Raw genomic sequence first — 20,680 nt, 5'->3', positions numbered from 1 at the left:
GTTGATTTCTGAAGAAAAGTGGCCTTGTAAAGCCATGACAACACAAGCTTAGTAAACTTGTAAAAAGATTTACAAAATGGATGAAAGCAGAAAGCTCTTTGTCGGGCCCCGCCTCAAGCGCCTGCGGCGCGACCTGAATCTCAGCCAGGCCCGCATGGCGGAGGAGCTCGGCCTGTCGCCGAGCTATCTCAACCTGATGGAACGCAACCAGCGCCCGATCACGGCGCAGGTGCTGATCCGCCTCGCCCACGCCTATTCCCTGGACCCGCGCGAATTCGCCAATGACGACAACGAGCGCACGGTGTCGGAGCTGGAGGAGATCTTCGCCGACCCGCTGTTCCGCTCTTCCCCCGTCTCCCGCATCGAGCTGCGCGAGACCATCGAGTCCGCGCCCTCGCTCGTCGATGCCGTAAACCGGCTCTACCGCGCCTATCAGGCCATGCGCGGCGCGCGCGAGGCCGTGACGCCGAGAATGACCGACAAGGACCGGGCGGAAGACGCGCCGCAGGTCAACCCGGTTGACCGGGTGCGCGAACTCATCCACGAGGCGAAGAACCATTTCCCCGAGCTGGACGAGGCCGCCGAAAACCTTGCCTCGGACCTCGCGCTCACCGCCCACGAGCCGTTCTTCTCGATTGCGGAACGCCTGCACGCGAAACACGGCATCCGTGTGCGCGTTATGCCTGTCGACGTGATGCCGGATTCCTTACGCCGCTACGACCACCACCGGCGCCAACTGCTCATCTCCGAGATCGTCGATCCGTCGGGCCGCACCTTCCAGGCCGCGTATCAGCTCGCCTTCGCGGAAATGCGCGATACCATCGATGCTCTGGCCGCGCGGCTCGAGCCGGTGGATGGCCCGGCGCGGCGATTGCTGCGGGTTTCCTTCGGCAATTATTTCGCCGGCGCGCTGATGATGCCCTACGGCAAATTCCACGCTGCCGCCGAGGCGCTCGGCTATGACGTGGAAGTGCTCGGCGCGCGCTTCGGAGCGAGCTTCGAGCAGGTCGCCCATCGCCTAACGACGCTCGCACGGCCGGGGGCGCGCGGCATTCCGTTCTTCCTCGTGCGCGTGGATGCGGCGGGCAATGTCTCGAAACGCTTTTCGTCGGGACGTTTTCCGTTCTCGCAATTCGGCGGCACCTGTCCCTTGTGGAACCTGCATTCCACTTTCCGAAGCCCCGGACAGGTGATGACTCAGATCATCGAGCTGCCGGATTCATCGCGCTGGTTCTCCATGGCCCGCACGGTCAAGCGCGCGTTCAGTCCCTGGGGCGCGCCCGATCCGCAATTCGTTGTGGGCTTGGGCTGCGAGCTGAAATACGCGCACCGCCTCGTTTATGCGCGCGGACACGATCTCGCGTCGGCGGAGGCCATGCCCATCGGCATCAATTGCCGCTTGTGCGAACGCGTCGCCTGCCCGCAACGCGCGGCGCCTCCGCTCATGCATGCCCTGATCGTGGACGAGATGAAGCGCGGTGTGTCGCCTTTCGAGTTCGACGCAACTTAGCGGCTGGCGACGCGCCTGCTGCGGGCGGGCACCGGCTCGCCCAGCCAGTGATCGAGAAAGTGGCCGATCCATTGCGAGACATGCGGATCGTATTGAAAACGCCCCGCGATCTGGCGGATGCGATCCTGCGCGCCGGGCATGGCAAGGCGCTCTTCCGCGTGGACCGTCCAGCGGCACATCATGGCGTGGGTGACCTCCGGGTGGAATTGCAGGCCGAAGGCGGATTCGCCCACCTGGATCGCCTGCGTGGGAAAATCGTCGCCCGTCGCCAGAGTCTCGGCGCCCGATGGGCAATCGAAGCCTTCCCGATGCCAGTGATAGACATGGCTCGGCCAGGGCATGCCCCATCCATCGCTGAGACGCTGCCCCGCCTCCGTGGGTACAAGCGGATAATAGCCGATTTCGGCACGTCCCTCCGGGTGAGGCCAGACCTTGGCGCCCATCTGCCGGGCGAGCATCTGTGCTCCGAGGCAGAGGCCCAGGAATGGCTTGTTCTCCTTCAAGGGCACGCCGATCCAGTCGATCTCCGTCTTGATGAAATCGTCCGGATCGTTGGCGCTCATAGGCCCGCCGAAAATCACCGCGCCCGCGTGCTCGGCCAGCGTCTCCGGCAGGGGATCGCCCAATCGGGGACGGCGGATGTCGAGCCGGTGACCGCGCTCGGCGAGGAGACGCCCGACGCGGCCTGGAGTCGAGTGCTCCTGATGCAAGATGATGAGGACCGGCGCCTTCGAAGCTCGCTTAAGCACGATTGTCCTAAGTCATGAATTTGTCAGACATGGCGGAATTATCGAGGAGAAGAGGCCTATTCCGCAAGACCTGCCAATTCATGGCAGAACTGCTTGAGCAAAACCATTCCTGTCGCGCGGAATAATGGAGTGATTCGGACGGTCGATCACGAATTCCCGAGAGGATAACCTATGTTAACGGCGTCCGCTCAGGTTCGGCGCATAGTGGTCTGAAGGCGAAAAGTCGCGCAAGAAGTTCCGCATGCCTGGAAGAGATTTCGATTTATCGAATGAATTCAGATGCTTCGGGATCTAGGCAACTGTCTTTTCCCACACTAATATTATGCTCGAAACGAGAAGCGGGAAGACACAGGGGGCGCTTGGCTTTTGCACGATCGTGCAAGGATGCTAGAACCCTCTGATTCTTAATGCTTAACTTTGTAGCGTTCGGGTAATATGCCCGGTGCGGCGGATGGGAATTTCGCAACACCATGCGTGAAGAGAAAGAGAAACCGTGACTGAAAGCGTGATGAGCGACGGAGACCTGAACGGCCTGCGGATTCTTGTCGTCGAGGATGAAGCGGCAATCTCTTTGCTGCTGGAGGACATGCTCCTTGATTTCGGCTGCGAGGTCATCGGACCTGCAGCCCGGCTGTCTGCTGCCCTCGAGGCCGTCTCCCGGGAGCAGGTGGACCTTGCGATTCTCGACGTGAACGTCGCGGGCGAGCCGATCTATCCGGTGGCCGAAGCCCTGGCCCAGCGCTCGATCCCCTTCGTCTTCTCGACAGGCTACGGCAGCGCGGGAATCCGCGACACCTTCCGCGACCGCCCGGTGCTTCAGAAGCCCTTCGCCCAGCATGACCTGAAGCAGAAACTGATCCTCGCCCGGAAGAAGAGCACCACCTGAACGGTTGGCCGGCCAGAGGACTAACGCGTCGCGTATCTCCTGCTCATAAGGCCGTCATCACCGCCTTGCGCCGGTAATGACGGCTACATTTCCCATCCCGCGCCCCTCTTCCTGAGAGTCTGGCTTATAAAGGATGTCGCGCGTGTTCCCCTCCCCGAAAGGGGGAACGAAAGAACTGTCAGCGCATGAGGAGCCAGACACTCAGGATGAGCGCCAGGGTATAAGCGGGTGCCGTCTCCTCCGGGTGCAGCCTTTCCCAAGACTTTCTTAACAACCAAGAAACCACGACGCAGCCTCATATTTCCGCACTGCAACTGCCCGCGGGTGAGGGGAAATGTGTTCCAACGCACCGAACATTGTCCTGAATCAGCTTTGATCCTGTAACAATCCTGCTAAAGTGCCCTTCCCCAGGGTGAGTTTCAGTATCAATCAACCGTTCATGGCTGCACGTTCTTTTCATTTCCTCGCGGCGGCCAGCACTCTTGTGCTGTGCCTATCTTCCGCCCATGCCCAGAGCCCCCTCCCGCGCCCGACACCCGTGGCGGGGTCTATCGTGTCCGCCAAGGGCGGCGAGGAGATGCGCTTTTTCCGTGAGGAATTGTGGCGCAACGCGCAGATCCGGCAGGATGTGATCGGCGGCGACGTGCTTCGCACCAATGCCATCGGCAATCTCGCGATCCTGTTCGCCGACCAGACTCAAATTCGCGTCGGCCGCAACTCGACACTCACCGTGAACGAGGTCGCCAGCGCCAACAGCGGCAAGACCGAGCTCAATCTCCAAGCGGGCAGCATCTGGGCCCGCGCCTCCCGTGGCGGCTCGGGCGTCGATGTGAAGACGCCGGCTGCCGTCGCGGCCATTCGCGGCACGGATTGGTCGCTGACCGTCGAGGGCGGACGTACCTCGCTCGTGGTGCTCGAAGGCGTCGTGGAGCTCAGCAACCCGCAGGGCTCGGTGACGGTCCGACAGGGCGAAGGCGCGGTGGCGGCCATTGGCCGGGCGCCGTCGAAATTCATTCTCACCAATTCCAACGACCGCGAGCAGATGCTCTTCTATTTGAGCCTGCGCGATACCTTCTCCTCCCTTTCCATATCGCCTCTCACGGGTCCTGTAGCGCGCACCGAGCGCAGCCGCGTCGCGGCGACCGCGCCCGAGACCCGCAGCGCGGAGGATTGGCTGGTTCTCGCCGAGACGGCCATGAGCTATGACGGCAAGCCCGCCGCCGCCGAGGCCCTCGCCCAGGCGCGGGCAAAGCGCCTCACCGGTTCGCAGCGCGCCCGCGCCGATCTGGTGGAAGCCTCACTTCTCGGCTCGCAGCATCGATGGGCGGAAGCGGCCAGCCTCTTCGCCAGGGCGGAAAACGGGCTCGATCCGCAGCGTCGCGTGATCGCTTCCTACGGGCGCTACATCACCCAGTCGCTCGCCAATCCGAACCGGGTCTATCCGGAACCGAAAAGCAGCCTCAACGATCCCATCGCGGCCCTGGCCCATGCCTATGTGACCGCCTTCCGGCAGGACCTGAAAGCCGCCGCCGACATTCTGAGGGCCGCGGAGAAGCGGTTCCCGAACGACGCACGCATCGCCGTCATGTCGGCGCAAGTGTCCTACGCCCTCAACAGGCGTGAGGAGATGCGCGAGTCCATCGCCCGCGCCAAGGCCATCGATGCGCTCGATCCGGATGTGATCGCCGCCGACAGCAACATTCGCGGCGACATCGATGGTGAGATGAATGCGGCGGCCGAGGCCCTGCGCCAGGCGGCGCAGGTCGCGCCGGGCAACTCGAATATCTGGAACAGCCTGGGCCTCTTCGAATCCGAGATGGATCGCCCGCTTGCCGCCGAAGACGCGCTGCGCCGCGCCATTGCGGCCGATCCGGGAAGCCCCGTCGCTTACGCTAATCTCGCCATCGTGCTGCTCGAACAGAACCGTGTCGAGGAAGCGGGCGCCCTGATCGACAAGGCGCTCTCCCTCGATCCAGCCTTCAGCGTCGCCTATATCGCGCGCGGCCGTTATTTTCTGCAGAAGGGCGAGATGGAAAAGGCCGTCGAAGCCATTCTCGCGGGCTCCGCCGCCAATCCCGCCCTTTCCCAGGGCCTGCTTCTGGCGGCCATTGCGTATTACCAGAACGGCGAGGAAGAGCTTGCGGAACAGGCTCTCGACAATGCGGACCGGCTCGATCCCAACGATCCGGTGGTGTCGAGCGCCCGCACGGCGATCGCCATCGATCAGTACCAGGCCGATCAGGCGGTGCTGGCCGCCCGCGAGACCCTGCGCCGCTACCAGCAGCGCGGCGGCGATTTCGCAGGGTTAGCCGTGAACAAGGACGGCGGCTCCTATCCGGCGCAGGCCTACCGTTTTCTCAATCTCAACGAATGGTCTCGTTTCTACGGCGACCGGGTCTTCGATCCCTTCACCGCATCGAGCTATTTCGACCAAGCGGCGGTGCAGCGCCCGAACCTCGTGACCGTCAGGCCCGACATCTCCAATGTGGAGACCGGGGCCGGCGCCGATCTGACTTCCCTCAATCTCACGATCCAGGGCCTGTTCTTCGATCCGCTCGCCGTCTCGGGCCGCATCGGCCGCATCGACCTGATCCGCCGCCCATTCCTCGACGTGGAGATGGGCGGCTCGCCACTTCATGACAATGGCCGCTGGAACTGGGGCGCGGAAGTGACCGCCCAAGGCTATACGAACAAGCCTCTGCCCACATCTTTCTCGCTCACCGCGAGCCGCGCAAAAACCAACGGGCGCGATTTCATCAACCACGAGAACGTGGATAACGCCTCCCTTTTCATCGGCTCTTCGCCGACAGCGGCGGACCGCTTCCTGGTCTTCGGCGCGGGTGCCAAGCAGGAACCGGCGCTGGTACCCATCAGCACCGCAACGAATTTCCTCGAGGCTCGGGAAAATACCACCACCGTTCTCGGTGGCGTGGGCTGGAGCCACAGCTTCAGCGACAGGAACGTGCTGACGGGCGCGCTCTTTGGCCTGAGCGGCCTGGAGCGAAGCTACGTCAATGCGGCGAACGCGGATATTCCTGGCCTTGTTATCGGCAGGACGGCTTGGGACAGGACCCATACGGAAGGCGGTTCCGCCGCCCTCTCCCATATGATTGGCTTCGGCGACCTGACCCTGCATTACGGCATCGAGGCGCAAAGCGGACGCAGCGTCGCCAGCAGCACCGGCACCGGCTTCGCATATAATATCGCACAGAACAGGTATGTCTTCACAGATCTGGACGAGCGGACCAGCACAGATTTCAACACGACCCGTCTCTATGCGGATCTGTTCTGGCGTCCGACCGATTGGTTCGAGGCACAGGCCGGAATCGAGCGCAGCGATGTGAGCATCGAGGGCCTGCCGGACGACGAGGCGATCGCCCCGCGCGTCGGCGTCGCCGTCGCGCCGTTCGATGGACAGTGGCTGCGCGCCGCCTACCGCCGGGATGTTCTGCATCCCATCGCGTTCACGCTCTCGCCGATCACGACCGTGGGCCTCGTGCCCAATGCGCTGCCGCTCTCGCTCGGCGGTGAGGTCGGAACGCTGGCGCTGCGCTGGGATTCGGAATGGTCGCCTTATGTGTTCACGGCTCTGGAATATCAGCGTCAGGACGCGGAGGACCTCAACCTTCCGGTTGCCTACAGCATCGACGACATCGCCATCGCGAAGGCACGCATCGAGCGCTTCGCGGCCTCCGCAAACCTCTGGCTCACCCATGGCTTCGGCGTGTTCGGCACGGTGGGCAGGATCTCGTCTGAGGTGCGCTCGGGCGAAGCGCGCGGCGCGGATGTGCCGTTCATCGCCGGCAACTTCGCGCGGGCCGGCGTCACCTTCGTTCATCCGAGCCGCCTCAAGGTCACCGTCGCCACGAATTTCGTCGGCGACATCAAGGGCAATCTCGCAGGCCGCGAACTCGACGACTACTGGACGACGGATGCGGCGCTGACCTGGGAAACCTCCGACCGCAGGCTGGCCTTCGGCCTGAGCGTCCTCAACATGTTCGACGAGGATTTCGAACTGGCTCCGGACACGCGCGGACCGGGACGCACCTTCGAGGCGAGCATAAAGGCCCGGTTCTAGGGTGGAGTCCCGTCAGGCCGCGGAACCTGCATCGACGTCCCGCAACGGCGAGCCGCTGTGGCGGCATTTCGCCATGGCGGGACTGATCGCGGCGTTGCTGATGCCGCTTACCTTCTTCAAACCCTTCAACCTGATTGAAGCGAAGCTCTTCGACATCCTTTCCGTCATCGCACCGCCGCGCCCGTCGCAGTTCGGCGCGGAGGTCGTCGCCATCGACGAGCCCTCCTTCTCCGAGATCGGACAGCGCTGGCCCTGGTCGCGGGAGATGCATGCGCAGCTCATCGAGAGCCTGCGAAAAGCCGGCGCGAAGGTGATCGCTTTCGACATCATCTTTTCCGAGCCGTCGAGCAACAACGCCGACAAGCGCTTCGCGGAATCGCTCGGGCCCGACATCGTGCTGGCCTCCGACGATGTGACGACGCAGCTCGACCAGGGCATCCAGATCACCCGCGTCAACCCCATCGACCCGTTCCTCGATGCGGGCGCGGTGCCGGGCGTGGCGTCTGTCGATCCCGACGGCGACATTTATCTGCGGCGCATGCCGTCTCAACCCGACAGTTTCGCATCAGAAATCCTGCGCCTTGCGGGCACACCGGTTCAACCGCCGCCAGAAGGCGCGCTGATCCAGCATTTCGGTCCGTCGCGGACCTATCCTACCGTCTCCTATTACCAAGCCCTTGACCCGCAGGAATTTCTCCAGCCCGACCGCTTCAAGGACAAGATCGTCTTGGTCGGCTTGAGCCTGAAGGCTGCCACCTCCGCCAATGCGGGCGCGCCCGATACTTTTCCCACCGCCTATACGCTCACTACGGGCAACCTGACGGCAGGCGTGGAAGTGCAGGCCACCATTCTCGACAATCTGAAGAACCGCCTTTACGTGACACCTGTGCCGCGCATCGCGGTCGTGTTCCTGATCGCCGCCGCAGCGTTTCTCGCCGCCGCCCTGTCGACGCGGCGCGTGTCGTGGAAAACTGGCCTCGCGGCGGTTTTCATCGTGGCATTCTTCTTCATCGAGGCCTGGCTGCTCTTGCGCATCGAGCGTGTCTGGGCGCCGCCTGCCCTGCCGATCGCGGCGGCGCTCGCCGTGTTCGGCACGAGGTTCGGGCTGGATTACGCCCGCGAGCGGCATCTGCGCCATGCGGTGTCGGAGGCCTTCTCGCGCTATCTCTCGCCCGACCTCGTGGCGCAGCTCGCGCGCGATCCGAGCGCGCTGAAACTCGGCGGCGAGCGGCGCAACCTCTCGATCCTCTTCTGCGACGTGCGCGGCTTCACCACGCTCTCGGAAAAGCTGAAAGACGAGCCGGAGCGTCTGACGAGCCTCATCAACCGCCTGCTCGATCCGCTCTCGGAGGCTGTGCTCAGGGAAGGCGGCACTATCGACAAATATATCGGCGATTGCGTCATGGCCTTCTGGAATGCGCCGCTGCCGAGCCCCGATCATCCTGTGCGCGCCGTGCATGCTTCCATGCGCATGCTGGACGCAGTGGCCGCGCTCAATGTTGTGCTTCGCAAGGAAGAAGGCGAGAACGCGCCGTCCTTCGCCATCGGCGTCGGCATCAACACGGGCGATTGCGTGGTCGGCAATGTGGGATCCCGCTGGCGCTATGATTATTCCGTGCTCGGCGACACGGTGAATCTCGCTTCTCGTCTCGAGAGTCTGTCGAAGGAATATGGCGTCGCGCTCATCCTCGGCCCCGCCACCGCGGATGCCGTTCGCGATCATTACGCCCTGATCGAACTCGACCGCATCGCCGTTCGCGGCCGCGCCACGCAATCGGCGATCTACACCGTCGTTGCGCCACTCAAGGGCATGGATTCTTCGGTTGCCGATCTCATGCGCCTTCACCCTGAACTTCTAAAGACCATGCGCGCGGGCGACACACAGGACGCACTCGCGCTCGTCGAGCAGTGCCGGGCCCTCGCGCCGCAGCTGTCCGGCTATTACGGCAAGCTGAAAACCAAATTGACGGATACGAAGGAATAGCCGTTCCGCCATTTCCCCCAACAGCTGATTTTGCAAGCGATTTGCAAGTAAAATGAGAGGCTTGCGCTTCACTCAGCAGTCACTATAAGGGCGCTTCGCTTATTCCAGACCACCCGATATTTTGCGTGACGCCATGAGCCGGATCCAAAAACTCGCCATCGGCAGCATCCTCATCGGGGCGGTGGTCTTTGCGCTGAAATACGTCGCCTATTACCTCACGGGCAGCATCGCGCTTTATTCGGATGCGCTGGAGAGCATCATCAATGTGGTGACCGCGATCGCGGCCTTCATGGCCGTGCGCTTGAGCGCCACGCCGGCGGATGCCAACCACCCTTACGGCCACCACAAGGTGGAATATTTCTCCGCCGTTCTCGAAGGCGTTCTGATCATCGTCGCGGCGCTGATGATTCTGCGCGAGGCGTATTTCGGCTTCTTCACGCCTCGGATGATCGATGCGCCTGCATTGGGCCTCGCCATCAATGCCGTCGCGACCGTCATCAATGCCTTCTGGTCATGGATGCTGATCCGCCATGGCCGCCGCCTGCGCTCACCCGCCATCGTGGCGGATGGCCGTCACCTCCTCACCGATGTGTTCACCTCGGTCGGCGTGCTGATCGGCCTGCTCCTGGTGCCGGTCACCGGCTGGGTCTGGCTCGATTCGGTGCTCGCGGCTTTCGTCGCCGTCAACATCCTCTGGTCGGGCTGGGGCCTGATCAAGGAGAGCATCGGCGGTCTCATGGACGAAGCGCTGCCGGAATCCACCCTCTCGCGGGTTCGCGACATCATTTCCAGCAATGCGGCAGGCGCCATCGAGGCCCATGACCTGCGCACCCGCCATGCCGGCAAGATGACATTCATCGATTTCCACCTCGTGGTGCCCGGCGCCATGAGCGTCACCGACGCGCACGATATCTGCGACCGCCTGGAGCGGGCTCTCAAGGACGATATCGAGGACGCACTCATCACGATCCACGTGGAGCCGGACAACAAGGCGAAACACGCGGGCATCGTGGTTTTGTAAAGTTCGCGCCGAACTTTGGATATCCGATCATCACACATCGTTCACTGACTGACAGTCCCGAATGAGGGCACGTGGGTACACATGCCCAGCAATATCAACTCAAACTCTCGGGATACATGCGTTACTCGGTTAAGATCCTCCGACTGAAAACCAGTCAAACTGCCATGATAACTTCCGGGTGTCCCAGCTCAGCCCTAACTCTCGGGGTGATCGAAGCCCTTCAAAATGAAGCTCCAATATTGCCTCCTTGAGACACTGCCCTTCGAGGGGGATAGCGCTTCGCACTACTTGCTTGCTCGCGTGGCTGAGATCAATTCGTCCAGAGTCTTTGCCGTTAAGAATTACTTTTGCTGTCTGGACCCTATAGTCCTCGGAAGTGAACGGTGTAACCATCGCCTCGAACACAAATGTCCCGCAAATGGGCGAGCTGGGATGGATGTAGATTGAGGTCACGGGCCCTGTCGCCCACCGTGATAGACCCACGCTCTCTGACCAACCGTAGCCGAGAAAGCGAAAACCTTTTCCCCTTTCTTGAACCGAAAGTTTCTTTCCAAGAGGGGTCTTGGGCATCTTGAACTCGGGCCCCAAGGCTATAAAGGCGGCGTTGTTTGTCTTGTCTTGGAGACCACAGACAAAGGCGAAGCGCCCCTCACGACACGTGAGTCCATCCTTAGCTTTCCCTTGCAGCGCCTGTAGAGGCACGGAATCTTTTAAAGCTATGACCAATGAGTTTGGTGACACAGCCTCTGCAAAGAGATTGTCGATAATTCGTATCCGTGCGCCAGGACAATCCGTTTGCGCTCGATTCGTGTAAGCCCCGTTAGAAGGAATACCAGCGCGAGCGGCAACCAACTGAAGCTGCAAGATTTTATCTCGCTGGTGTGGGAGGGTGCAATGGTACGTGGGATAGATAGTGAACCCATCATAGGCCCTAGCGGCTTCGGTCCACATCTCAATATCGATAGCGTCTCGCGGAATAGCTGCGTTGGCGACTCTTCTCATCAACGGCGCGATGTCAAACGCCTGTATCCCTACAGCTACCAAGATCAGGCACATTGCATGCCGCTGCCGCAGTCCTCTGACAAGTACAGCTATTGTACCGATGACAATTATATATCCAACCGGCCAGAAGAATCGCCCGCTCGATCGGAATACGCGGGTGAACTCTTTCAGAATGTCGTTTTTTTCATACCTCAAGTTCACCATAAACCAGTTGCCCAAATAGACCTTGCTGGATACGGCATAAAGGATCAGTCCCAAAAGAGCTGCGACAAGAACCCGATTTTTTAGGATGATTGCGCGGATCGCAGAGAGCCGAAAAGCCAGCGCTCCTGCTACGAGGATCAAGCTTCCAGCGCCTAAGTAGTTAAATCCTTCATACTGCCCCCGGTCTTGTCCAAGATGTAAGACTGAAATCCGGGAAATGAGCTCATTTGGGGTGTTATCGGCGAAAGAAGGTTCATGGAATAATAGCCGAACCCTCCCGCTGACGGGAGACTTCCTCCTTGGCCGATAATGCCAAGAGCCAATGCTAGCGCGCTTACAACAGTCGCCATTGACGCGATCACGCCGGCTGCCTCGTGCCAGCGGATTCGACTGCGGGCTGCGGCTTCAAATATGCCGGCGATGAAAATTGTCGCGGACATCGCCAACAGATATGGATTCACCAAGACGAAGGAGCCGACTGCGGCAGCGCCAAGGTACATCTCGCTTTTATCTGCAATGGAAACACTGCGAAGATAGAAAAGGATGGTCGCGAGTATGAGGAAATGAGCCACCAGTCCGATATGGGCAATCCGTCCAATGAAAGCGGGCGTGAGCAGGATCAACGCCGCAGCTGCGAGAGCAACGATGGGGCTCAGCCCGATCTGGCGAAATATCAGCCAAGCGATGAACGATTGCAGGCCATAGGACAGGAGAATCCAACTGCCCATATGAACAGGCAGTATGCCTGTGAGTTGGAAGATGATCTTCCCAATGAGTGCGCCTATAGGGATAGGGTCCGTGAAGACAATGTTTACGCCTTCCGGCGGGTTGAAGAGCCGAGTCAGGGTGATCGGCCAGTTCCATTGATCCTGGGCAAGATATAGTGATCCGATCACGCCAGTGGCGTTGTCGCCGGTTACCCCGCCCCACCATGCCCATCGATTAAGTAGCATATCGGCTGGAAAAAGAAGGAATGAGAATGAGAGTCCCATTGCTATTGCAAGGGCTCCATATGTCCACCGAAGACTAGTATCGAACTTGCGAGAGTCTGGGTTGATTTGCGTCTGCGAAACCATAGGCTCATGCCTCAAAGGCAAGACATTTTTACGAAGACTGGTGTCCCTATTGCTCCCTCACATTAAGGCCTGGAACATTGGACCTTACGTGTGTGCGGATCCGGAGACATCTTCAGAGTTACAATATAACTGATAATCGAACAGGCTGCAGATGTCATCTATGGCCCACCAGAGAGAGTCGACCGTTCGAGCTTCGAGAAAGCTTTCTCGATTAGATTGAGGTCAGGATCGGAGGTGACAGGGAACAGGCACCGCAAGCGTGAGCTGCCTTTTTGCCCTCTCGCTCTTATTTACCGCTAGGCTGTTGAGGATAAACATATCGCCTTGACCAACGTGAGCGCCAGTCGTTTCACGGCTTAAGTCTCGCGGCCTCCGCAAGGGATGCTGACACATTGTCGTGCATACGGTCAGGGATGATGCACTACTGCGCGTGAAGGGCTGAAAAACAAAAAGCCGCCCGAAGGCGGCTTGTTTGGAAATGGAGCGGGCGAAGGGATTCGAACCCTCGACCCCAACCTTGGCAAGGTTGTGCTCTACCCCTGAGCTACACCCGCACGCTCCGTAGTCTCTTTCCCAACAGGATGGATGGTGGAGCCAGGCGGGATCGAACCGCCGACCTCTTGCATGCCATGCAAGCGCTCTCCCAGCTGAGCTATGGCCCCATTCCATGCCTTCCCAACTCAACGGCAAAGGAGCCCGAAGGCCGCTGCGCCACGAAGATGGGAGATGGTGCCGCAAGAGGGATTCGAACCCCCGACCCCCTCATTACGAATGAGGTGCTCTACCAGCTGAGCTATTGCGGCGTTCCGATCATGCGATCGAAGAGGGCGACCTCATACCCTCTCACCTCACGCTTGGCAAGGCGCCGGATGCGGGAAATCGGCCTACCAGATGGAAAAAGCGCTGCGCCTCGCCGGCGGCGTCTCGTCCTCGGGCCGGGGCACGTCCGGCGGGGTGACGGGGAAGATCACCGGTTCGGGCCGGGGCAGCGGGACCTCGTCCTTCGGAGTCTCGTGAGCAGGCGTCTCCGCAGCCTTTACGGGCTCGGGCTCAAGCGGGACCGGTTCCGGCACGGGGCTCGCGACGACAGGTGCGGGTTCTTCCGGTTCGGAGATCTGCAGCGCCCTCGGTTCGTCGTCCAAGTCGCCGGTCACGTCGTCGCTTATGGCGAGTTCGGGTGCCACCAGCACGTCGGGCGGGGCCTCCCACACGAAGGCGTCGAGGCGGCCCGTGACGGGCGAGATCGGCGCCCATTGATCCGAGACGACGCCATCGGCGATCCAGGCCGGATCGCGCGGCGCACGGGTGGCACGGGCAAGCCATTCCCGGCCCTTGCCGGTTGCCCCATGCTCGGCCTGTTCGAGATCCGACATGATGAGGCAGACCCGCATGGTCGGGCGATCCGCCAGAAGCGGATCGAGAGCATCGCGGGCGCGTTCGAACTCACGAGCTTCGAGGGCCGAGCGGGCGACCGCAAGGCGGCCTTCCGGCGCTCCCCCTGAGAGCTTGAACAGGGTCTCGGCGCGCTTCAGGCGGTCGAGGCCCGAATCACCGGGACGCAGATTGAGATAGACCTCCGCGAGATCGGGATGCGGCACGCTGCGCCAGGCGGCTTCCACCACCTTGGCGGCTTTGCGCAGGTCGCCCTTTCGTGAGAGCAGACGTCCGGCAAGGGCGGCGGCGGGCTCCAGATCGGGCGCGAGCTTCACCGCATCCATGGCACTTCTGAGTGCGCCATCGGGATCGCGCTCCACGCGATCGAGGGAATCCGCCGTCAGCAGCACGGCGCGGTGGCGCTTGGCGGTGCGCTTGTCGAGAAGGCCGAGCGAGGTGCGCCGCTCGATGCCCTCGAGGGCGCCGCGCCAGTCGCGTTCGGCGCAGCGCGCTTCCAGCACCGCATCGCTTGCCCAGGCGGCGGCAGGCGCGAGGCGTACGGCCTCGCTGGCAAATTCGCGCGCGGCACCGGCATCGCCCCGGCGGCGGGCTTCCACGAAGAGGCCGCGCAGGCCGAGCACCCGCGTCTCGTCCTCATCCATCATCTGCGTGAAGGCGGCCTCCGCGGCGGCGCGGTTGCCGGAAATCTGAGCCGCCTGCGCTTTCAGGAGAAGCGTCAGGGGCTCCTTGCCCAGAAGCCGCTCGGCCTCGTTGGCGTAGCGGCGGGCCGCGATGGTATCGCCCGCGCCAACGGCCACCATGCCCCGAGACACGGCCTGATAACCGCGCGAGCGGCGGCGGGCGCGCGACGCGAAGGTCAGGCGGGATGGCAGGTACAGAATGGCGCTCACCGCCGACCAGAGGACCGCCAGCGCGAGGGCCAGGCCCACCAGGGCAATCACGCCCACGGCCATGGAGGTCTGCACCTCATAGCCCGCGAAAGTGATCAGAACCGTGCCCGGCCGATCCGCGAGCCACACGGCGCCGAAAGCCGCGACGCAGAGAAGACCGATGAATACGAGAGCGCGCCACATTCTGGGCTGATCCTTACTTTTACTGCGTCGAACGGTTGAGGGCGGCGAGAGATTCGGCGGAGAGTTCACGGGAGGCCTGCTGGGCTCCCGCGAGAGCCGTCACCTGCTTCCCCCACTCCTCGGACATGCGCCGCGCCGGCTCGGGCAGGGAATTCCATGCCGCCGCAGCGCCCCCCATGTCGCCCTGCGCCAGCGCCTGCCGGATGCGGGCGAGCGTTGCGGGAACGCCGGTGGCGCCCGGTTCGTTCACGGGCCGCACGGTAACCACCTTGTCCATCATGCGCAGCAGACGGTCCGACCATTCGCCGGAAGCCGAGCGCTCATCGCGCAGGATGGCGGCCTCCAGAGGCTCGTAGCGGTTCAGCAGATCGGTTGCGGTCGGCGCACCGTTTTGCGCGAAGGGCTCCAGCGCTGCGAGGCGCTCCGCACTGGCGCCGTTCTTCTTCAGCGCATCGAGAAGATCCGCATAAGGCGTGCCCCTGCGGAGCGCATCGCCGAGACGCTCTGAGAGAACGACGCGGACACTGCTCTGGCTCGCATTCTCCACGCCCTTGCTGTTCTCGGTAACCTGCTGGGACAACGCGGCAAGACGCTGATCCTGCTCACCCACACGCTGGTCGAGAGACTGGACATTACCTTGCACAGAACTGACCGCGCCGGCCGCGCTCTGTGCTTCGGTCCGCAATTGGTTTTCGAGAGCGGCCAGACGATCCGACAGATCGGTCACCGCCGCTTCGTTCTGCGGCGCGGGCGCGGCCTGAGGCCGGTTAAGCGCTTCCTCCGCCCGCGAGGCAGCGCCCTCGGCGGTTCCCTGAATTTGCTGGATGCGCTGGTCGATAGGCCCCCTCGCCGATTCGAGCGCTTGAAGGCGGCCCTCGATGGGCTGGAGATTGACCGGCTGGCCGTTGCCGCCGCCCTGGCCCAAGGCGCTCACGCGCTGCTCCAGCTGAGCGAGGCGCGGGTCGTCCTGAACTGTCGTGGGCTGCTGCCAGACCTGGAGGCCATAGACGAGGCCAGCGCCGATGAGGCCGCCGAGCACGCCAGAGCCGATCAGGGCCGCCGCGGAGTTGCGTCGTTCAGGGACGGGAGCCTGAGGCGGAAGGGTCTCGAAACGATCGTCGCGGGAAGCGGTTTCGGATTCCGCACCTTCGGGTGGAATCGAATCAGTTCCCGCACCCGAATCGAGGCTCACCTCTGACGAGGCCACCGCATCCTCGGGCGCGGCGCTCGTTGCCGTGTCGGGCTCGGTAATGATCGTCTCCTCGGGCCGCACGTTCTGCCAAGGATTGTCCTGCAAATTGTCCTGCGCGTCGTCCTTCGTCACATCGGCCTCTTTGGCGCCGTTATCGAGAACGGTCGCCTTCAGGTCGATGGTGGCGGGCTCCCGCGTGTGCTTCTTGCGGGAGGATTTCGGGGCTTTCGGATCGGATGAATCGGTCACTGTTCACTCTTCGTGAGGCAATCTTGACGGGTCAGAGTGGGATGCAATTGAGGCAAGCTTGAGCGCGGGGTTTCGTTCCCTGACGAAAACCGGAATCGGAAAGAGCAAGGGTGCATCGGACCACGATCCTTTCCAGGGGGCAAAGATCCCTATCCCCGCCATCGTAAACGAAGCGGTGACAGGGGTCACGGGAGGCCCTGGAGCAATCCGAGAAGCGCATCCTCGGACGGCTCCCGGGCCACGAGAAGCGGAGCCCGCACCCCGTCGAAGGCGGCCGCCACATCCGCGGACAGGCAGAGATGGGTACAGGCCGTGAGCGCCGATGCCAGGCCCGCCTCTTCAGCCAGCCGGATCAGCAGATCCGCGCTCCTTCTGGAATAATGGAGCGCCGCCCCGATATTGCCAGACCGCAAGGCTTCGACAGCCTCATCCGGAAGCCGGTCCACGACCCTCGCCTCATAAACCTCCCAGGAAAGAACCCGGTAGCCCGCAGCCGTCAGGGATGTGGCCGGTTCCTCCTTATGATGACGCCCGGTGACATGCAGGAGAGTTTGCTTAGGTTCCAGTCTTTCCCGAATCAGACGCGAGAGGGACACCGCGTCGCCCTCCCCCACGACGATGGACGTGAAGCCGGCTCCGCGCACGACCTCAGCCGTGCGCTCGCCTACCACGAAGACGAGGCGGCTCTTGTCCATGGATGCCAGCGCGTCCACCGAATGGCCGCTGGTGACGATGAGGGCATCATGCGTATCGGAGGGCGCGGGATCGCCGGTCGGCACGATCCGCGTTACCGGGGCGATGAGCGCCTCGTGACCGAGAGCGGCGAGCCTTACCGCCGTCCGCTCGGCATCCTCGGGAGAGCGTGTGACGAGAATGCGCATCAGGTTTTGAGGAAACCGGCGGGCATGCGGGTGCGAAGCTCGGTTCCGGCCTCACGCCCGAGCATCACGGCATCCTCGGACGAACCGCGCCGCACGGCCTCCAGGCTCTCGGAGCCATCGGGACGCAGCACGAGACCGCGAATTTCCAACTCGCCGCCGATGAGGCGCGCATGGCCCGCGATGGGCGTGCGGCAGGAGCCGTCGAGAATGGTGAGGAATGCCCGCTCGGCGGCAAGGGCATGGCCCGTCGCGGCATCGAGGATCAGGGCAAGCGCCGCCTTCACCCGCTCGTCCTCGGCGCGGATCGCAACGGCGATAGCGCCCTGGCCGACGGCAGGGAGGAAATCATCCGTATCGAGCACCGTCGTCACATGATCGGTCAGGCCGAGCCGACGCAGGCCCGCCATGGCGAGCAGCGTCGCATCCACCTCGCCCCGTTCGAGCTTGCCGAGGCGCGTCTGCACGTTGCCGCGCAACAAGGTCACCTGAAGATCGGGCCGCAGGCGGCGGATCTGTGCCTGACGGCGCAGCGACGCGGAGCCCACCACCGCGCCGGGCGGCAGATCAGCAATGCTCTTGTAGCGTTGGCTGATGAAAGCGTCGCGCACATCCTCGCGCGGCAGGAAGCCCGCGATCACGATACCTTCCGGCAGGGTCGTCGGCAGGTCCTTGGCGGAATGAACGGCGAGATCGATGGCGCCTTCGAGCAGGGCGATGTCGAGTTCCTTCGTGAAGAGGCCCTTGCCGCCCGCTTCCGAGAGAGGCCGGTCCTGGATGGCGTCGCCCGTGGTCTTGATGATCGACAGGGGCAGGCTCTCCACATGCCAGCCATGGGCGGCCACCAGCCTGTCTTGCGTCTCATGGGCCTGCGCCAGCGCCAGGGGGCTGCCGCGCGTGCCGATGACCAGGGTCGATTGAGAGGCCATTCCCGTTCCGTACTCCTACTAGTCCATATCCGCGTTTGATCTTGTGCGGCGCGGCGGACTATAGGGTGATGACGGACGGGCCGAAAGCCCGAATGATTACGTAAAACAGCGGCACCTTAAACCATGCGCATCCTAGGCATCGAGACCACCTGCGACGAAACCGCGGCTGCCGTGGTGGGCGTCGGCTTCGACGGACGCGGCGAAATCCTCTCCAACGAGGTGCTGAGCCAGATTGCCGAGCACGCGGCCTATGGCGGCGTCGTGCCCGAGATCGCGGCCCGCGCCCATGTGGAGGTGCTCGATCGCCTCATCGTCCGTGCGCTCAAGAACGCGAACTGTTCCGTAAAAGATATCGACGGCATCGCCGTCGCCGCAGGGCCCGGCCTCATCGGCGGCGTGCTGGTGGGTTTGACCACGGCCAAGGCCATGGCGCTCGTGACCCGCAAGCCCCTGATGGCGGTGAACCATCTCGAAGCCCATGCGCTGACCGCGCGGCTCACCGACGGCATCGGATTCCCCTACCTTCTGCTCCTCGCCTCCGGCGGCCACACGCAGCTCGTGGCGGTGAAGGGCGTCGGCGATTACGTGCGCATCGGCACCACCATCGACGATGCCATCGGCGAGGCCTTCGACAAGGTCGCGAAGATGCTGGGCCTCGGCTATCCCGGCGGCCCGCATGTGGAGCGCGAGGCCCTGAAAGGGAACCCCGAGCGCTTCGCCCTGCCCCGGCCCATGCAGGGCCGCAAGGAACCGAATTTCTCCCTCTCCGGCCTCAAGACCGCCGTGCGCATCGAGGCGGAGAAGATCGCGCCGATCACGCAGACCGACATCGCCGATCTCTGCGCCAGCTTCCAGGCCGCCATCGTGGATGTGGTGGTGGACCGCACCCGCGTGGGCCTGCGCCATTTCCGCGACATCGCGGGCCATCCGACCGCGCTCGTGGTGGCGGGCGGTGTCGCCGCCAACCAGGGCATGCGTCAGGCGCTCCAGCGGCTCGCGGTGGAAACCGGCCTCAAGCTCGTCGCCCCGCCGACCTCGCTGTGCGGTGATAACGGCGCGATGATCGCTTGGGCGGGCCTCGAGCGCATGCGCCTCGGCCTCATCGACGACATCAATGCCCCCGCCCGCGCCCGCTGGCCGCTCGACACCAGCAGTCAGGCTGTGGGAGCGAAGGCCTGACATGATGGCCGGCAGGATGCTTCTTCGATGGCTGGGGATCTGCTTCGGCGCGGTCCTTGGCACATTGACAGGCGTCTTCTTTGGAGAAGCGCTGTTCTTCCTTTTCTTTGGGATGGGCCTCTCATCCGCCGAAGGCACGCAATACGATGTCTACGCCATCATCTTCACCTTCAACGGCGCTGTATTCGGCCTATTTCTGGGTGGTTTGGTGGGATTCATGCTGATGCGAAACCTGTTCAACTCCCATAAAAGCCAAAGCGACATCTCCTGACCATGGATACGCAAGCTCAACCCATAGGCATTGCAGGAGCCGGCGCTTGGGGAACGGCGCTTGCCAATGCGGCGGCGATTGCGGGCAACGACGTCGTGCTGTGGATGCGCTCATCTGAGCAGGCTGCGGACTTGAGCGCGTCGCGCAGCAACGAGCGTTTCCTGCCGGGCGTGAAGCTGCACGACCGCATTCGCCCGACCTCGGATGTGACCGACTTGGCCTCCTGCCGCGCCGTTCTGCTGGTGACGCCGGCCCAGACCACGCGTGGGTTGACGGCGGCTTTGTCGCTCATCCTGCCGCCGGAAACGCCTCTCGTTCTCTGCGCGAAAGGAATCGAGCGCGAGGCGAAGGTCTTCCTGTCGGATGTCGTGCAACAGGTGCGCGCCAATTCCCCGGTCGCAGTCCTGTCCGGCCCAAGTTTCGCCGACGATGTGGCGCGCGGATTGCCGACCGCCGTGACGCTCGCCTGCCGCGATGCGGCGTTGGCCGATACTTTGGCGAATGCGCTCTCCGGCCCGACGCTTCGCGTCTATCACCGCACGGATGTGCGCGGCGTCGAGATCGGCGGCGCGGCGAAGAACGTGCTGGCGATTGCCTGCGGCGCAGTCGTGGGGCGCGGCCTCGGCGAGAGCGCGAAGGCGGCCCTCATCGCGCGCGGCTTTGCCGAACTCCTGCGCTTTGCCCGCGCTTATGGCGGCGAGGCGGAAACGCTGATGGGTCTTTCGGGCCTCGGCGATCTGGTGCTCACCTGCTCCTCCGCCCATTCCCGCAACTTCGCCTTCGGGCAAAGACTCGGCCAGGGCATGAGCGTGGAAGAGGCAGCCCTCGGCAAGCTGGTGGAGGGCGCCACGACCGCCAGCGCTCTCGTGGCATTGGCGAAAGCGAAAAACATCGACATGCCGATTGCGGAAGCGGTCGAGCAGGTTCTCAGCGGCGCATGGTCTCTCGATCAGGCCGTCGATGCTCTCATGAATCGTCCCATAAAATCCGAACACTGAGTTTGA

15 protein-coding genes and 3 tRNA genes are annotated in these 20,680 nt (G+C 62.9%); 8 read left to right on the top strand and 10 right to left on the bottom strand.

Going from position 1 to position 20,680, the window contains the following annotated elements:
- Nucleotides 1-76: 76 nt before the first annotated feature.
- On the top strand, nucleotides 77-1,510 hold the full coding sequence (locus AB4Y85_RS12425) for a helix-turn-helix domain-containing protein (protein WP_441985211.1): 1,434 nt from the start codon (nucleotides 77-79) through the stop codon (nucleotides 1,508-1,510).
- Here the strand turns inward: AB4Y85_RS12425 and AB4Y85_RS12420 are convergent.
- A complete protein-coding gene (locus AB4Y85_RS12420; protein WP_441985210.1) occupies nucleotides 1,507-2,259 on the bottom strand; it encodes a glutamine amidotransferase in 753 nt (250 codons plus the stop codon). The two genes, AB4Y85_RS12425 and AB4Y85_RS12420, sit on opposite strands and share 4 nt — an antisense overlap.
- A 508-nt stretch (nucleotides 2,260-2,767) precedes the next feature.
- On the opposite strand from AB4Y85_RS12420, the gene AB4Y85_RS12415 reads away from it, so the two are divergent.
- From AB4Y85_RS12415 to AB4Y85_RS12400, 4 genes are all read left to right on the top strand, one after another.
- Complete coding sequence (locus AB4Y85_RS12415; protein WP_441985344.1) at nucleotides 2,768-3,145, top strand: response regulator; 378 nt, start codon at nucleotides 2,768-2,770, stop codon at nucleotides 3,143-3,145.
- Between the two features lie 439 nt (nucleotides 3,146-3,584).
- A complete protein-coding gene (locus AB4Y85_RS12410; RefSeq protein WP_441985209.1) occupies nucleotides 3,585-7,223 on the top strand; it encodes a FecR domain-containing protein in 3,639 nt (1,212 codons plus the stop codon).
- Between the two features lie 73 nt (nucleotides 7,224-7,296).
- Nucleotides 7,297-9,207: a CHASE2 domain-containing protein gene (locus AB4Y85_RS12405; protein ID WP_441985208.1), complete on the top strand. Its 1,911-nt coding sequence runs from the start codon at nucleotides 7,297-7,299 to the stop codon at nucleotides 9,205-9,207.
- Between the two features lie 133 nt (nucleotides 9,208-9,340).
- Nucleotides 9,341-10,228 carry a cation diffusion facilitator family transporter gene (locus AB4Y85_RS12400; protein WP_441985207.1) on the top strand — a complete coding sequence of 296 codons (888 nt, stop codon included), beginning with the start codon at nucleotides 9,341-9,343 and terminating at the stop codon, nucleotides 10,226-10,228.
- Between the two features lie 129 nt (nucleotides 10,229-10,357).
- Here AB4Y85_RS12400 and AB4Y85_RS12395 read toward each other — a convergent pair whose 3' ends face one another.
- The 9 genes from AB4Y85_RS12395 to hemC all read right to left on the bottom strand — a co-directional run bounded on the left by AB4Y85_RS12395 (nucleotide 10,358) and on the right by hemC (nucleotide 18,226).
- Nucleotides 10,358-11,575, bottom strand: a complete 1,218-nt coding sequence (locus AB4Y85_RS12395; RefSeq protein WP_441985206.1) for a hypothetical protein — start codon at nucleotides 11,573-11,575, stop codon at nucleotides 10,358-10,360.
- 11 nt (nucleotides 11,576-11,586) lie between these two features.
- Complete coding sequence (locus AB4Y85_RS12390) at nucleotides 11,587-12,426, bottom strand: DUF6311 domain-containing protein (protein ID WP_441985205.1); 840 nt, start codon at nucleotides 12,424-12,426, stop codon at nucleotides 11,587-11,589.
- 563 nt (nucleotides 12,427-12,989) lie between these two features.
- A tRNA-Gly gene (locus AB4Y85_RS12385) sits at nucleotides 12,990-13,064 on the bottom strand.
- 32 nt (nucleotides 13,065-13,096) lie between these two features.
- Nucleotides 13,097-13,172 (bottom strand) — tRNA-Ala (locus AB4Y85_RS12380).
- 65 nt (nucleotides 13,173-13,237) lie between these two features.
- Nucleotides 13,238-13,313, bottom strand: a tRNA-Thr gene (locus tag AB4Y85_RS12375).
- Nucleotides 13,314-13,394: 81 nt separating this feature from the next.
- Entirely contained in the window at nucleotides 13,395-14,978 is a 1,584-nt protein-coding gene (locus AB4Y85_RS12370) for a heme biosynthesis protein HemY (protein ID WP_441985204.1), read from the bottom strand.
- A gap of 19 nt (nucleotides 14,979-14,997) precedes the next feature.
- Nucleotides 14,998-16,419, bottom strand: a complete 1,422-nt coding sequence (locus AB4Y85_RS12365) for a COG4223 family protein (protein ID WP_441985203.1) — start codon at nucleotides 16,417-16,419, stop codon at nucleotides 14,998-15,000.
- A 185-nt stretch (nucleotides 16,420-16,604) separates the two neighbouring features.
- Nucleotides 16,605-17,300: a uroporphyrinogen-III synthase gene (locus AB4Y85_RS12360; RefSeq protein ID WP_441985202.1), complete on the bottom strand. Its 696-nt coding sequence runs from the start codon at nucleotides 17,298-17,300 to the stop codon at nucleotides 16,605-16,607.
- On the bottom strand, nucleotides 17,300-18,226 hold the full coding sequence (gene hemC, locus AB4Y85_RS12355; RefSeq protein ID WP_441985201.1) for a hydroxymethylbilane synthase: 927 nt from the start codon (nucleotides 18,224-18,226) through the stop codon (nucleotides 17,300-17,302). Before hemC ends, AB4Y85_RS12360 begins: the two co-directional genes overlap by 1 nt.
- Nucleotides 18,227-18,349: 123 nt before the next feature.
- Between hemC and tsaD the strand changes: the two genes are divergently transcribed.
- From tsaD to AB4Y85_RS12340, 3 genes are read left to right on the top strand one after another with little or no spacing between them, the layout of a single operon-like run.
- Nucleotides 18,350-19,405, top strand: a complete 1,056-nt coding sequence (gene tsaD / locus AB4Y85_RS12350; RefSeq protein ID WP_441985200.1) for a tRNA (adenosine(37)-N6)-threonylcarbamoyltransferase complex transferase subunit TsaD — start codon at nucleotides 18,350-18,352, stop codon at nucleotides 19,403-19,405.
- 1 nt (nucleotide 19,406) lies between these two features.
- Nucleotides 19,407-19,676, top strand: a complete 270-nt coding sequence (locus AB4Y85_RS12345) for a hypothetical protein (protein WP_441985199.1) — start codon at nucleotides 19,407-19,409, stop codon at nucleotides 19,674-19,676.
- 2 nt (nucleotides 19,677-19,678) lie between these two features.
- The gene (locus tag AB4Y85_RS12340; RefSeq protein ID WP_441985198.1) at nucleotides 19,679-20,674 is read left to right on the top strand and encodes an NAD(P)H-dependent glycerol-3-phosphate dehydrogenase; all 996 of its coding nucleotides are present in this window, start codon (nucleotides 19,679-19,681) and stop codon (nucleotides 20,672-20,674) included.
- Nucleotides 20,675-20,680: the final 6 nt, after the last annotated feature.

The organism is Microvirga sp. 2YAF29, assembly GCF_052114605.1.
GTDB lineage: Bacteria > Pseudomonadota > Alphaproteobacteria > Rhizobiales > Beijerinckiaceae > Microvirga.
Note: the sequence above shows the minus strand (reverse complement) of the source record. Positions and strands in the feature narration are given on the sequence as shown.

Coding starts and splice junctions, on each gene's coding strand:
- AB4Y85_RS12400 (WP_441985207.1), top strand. CDS start 9,341: ATGAGCCGGATCCAAAAACTCGCCATCGGCAGCATCCTCATCGGGGCG.
- tsaD (WP_441985200.1), top strand. CDS start 18,350: ATGCGCATCCTAGGCATCGAGACCACCTGCGACGAAACCGCGGCTGCC.
- AB4Y85_RS12370 (WP_441985204.1), bottom strand. CDS start 14,978: ATGTGGCGCGCTCTCGTATTCATCGGTCTTCTCTGCGTCGCGGCTTTC.
- AB4Y85_RS12410 (WP_441985209.1), top strand. CDS start 3,585: ATGGCTGCACGTTCTTTTCATTTCCTCGCGGCGGCCAGCACTCTTGTG.
- AB4Y85_RS12340 (WP_441985198.1), top strand. CDS start 19,679: ATGGATACGCAAGCTCAACCCATAGGCATTGCAGGAGCCGGCGCTTGG.
- AB4Y85_RS12415 (WP_441985344.1), top strand. CDS start 2,768: ATGAGCGACGGAGACCTGAACGGCCTGCGGATTCTTGTCGTCGAGGAT.
- AB4Y85_RS12390 (WP_441985205.1), bottom strand. CDS start 12,426: ATGGGACTCTCATTCTCATTCCTTCTTTTTCCAGCCGATATGCTACTT.
- hemC (WP_441985201.1), bottom strand. CDS start 18,226: ATGGCCTCTCAATCGACCCTGGTCATCGGCACGCGCGGCAGCCCCCTG.
- AB4Y85_RS12345 (WP_441985199.1), top strand. CDS start 19,407: ATGATGGCCGGCAGGATGCTTCTTCGATGGCTGGGGATCTGCTTCGGC.
- AB4Y85_RS12425 (WP_441985211.1), top strand. CDS start 77: ATGGATGAAAGCAGAAAGCTCTTTGTCGGGCCCCGCCTCAAGCGCCTG.
- AB4Y85_RS12405 (WP_441985208.1), top strand. CDS start 7,297: ATGGCGGGACTGATCGCGGCGTTGCTGATGCCGCTTACCTTCTTCAAA.
- AB4Y85_RS12360 (WP_441985202.1), bottom strand. CDS start 17,300: ATGCGCATTCTCGTCACACGCTCTCCCGAGGATGCCGAGCGGACGGCG.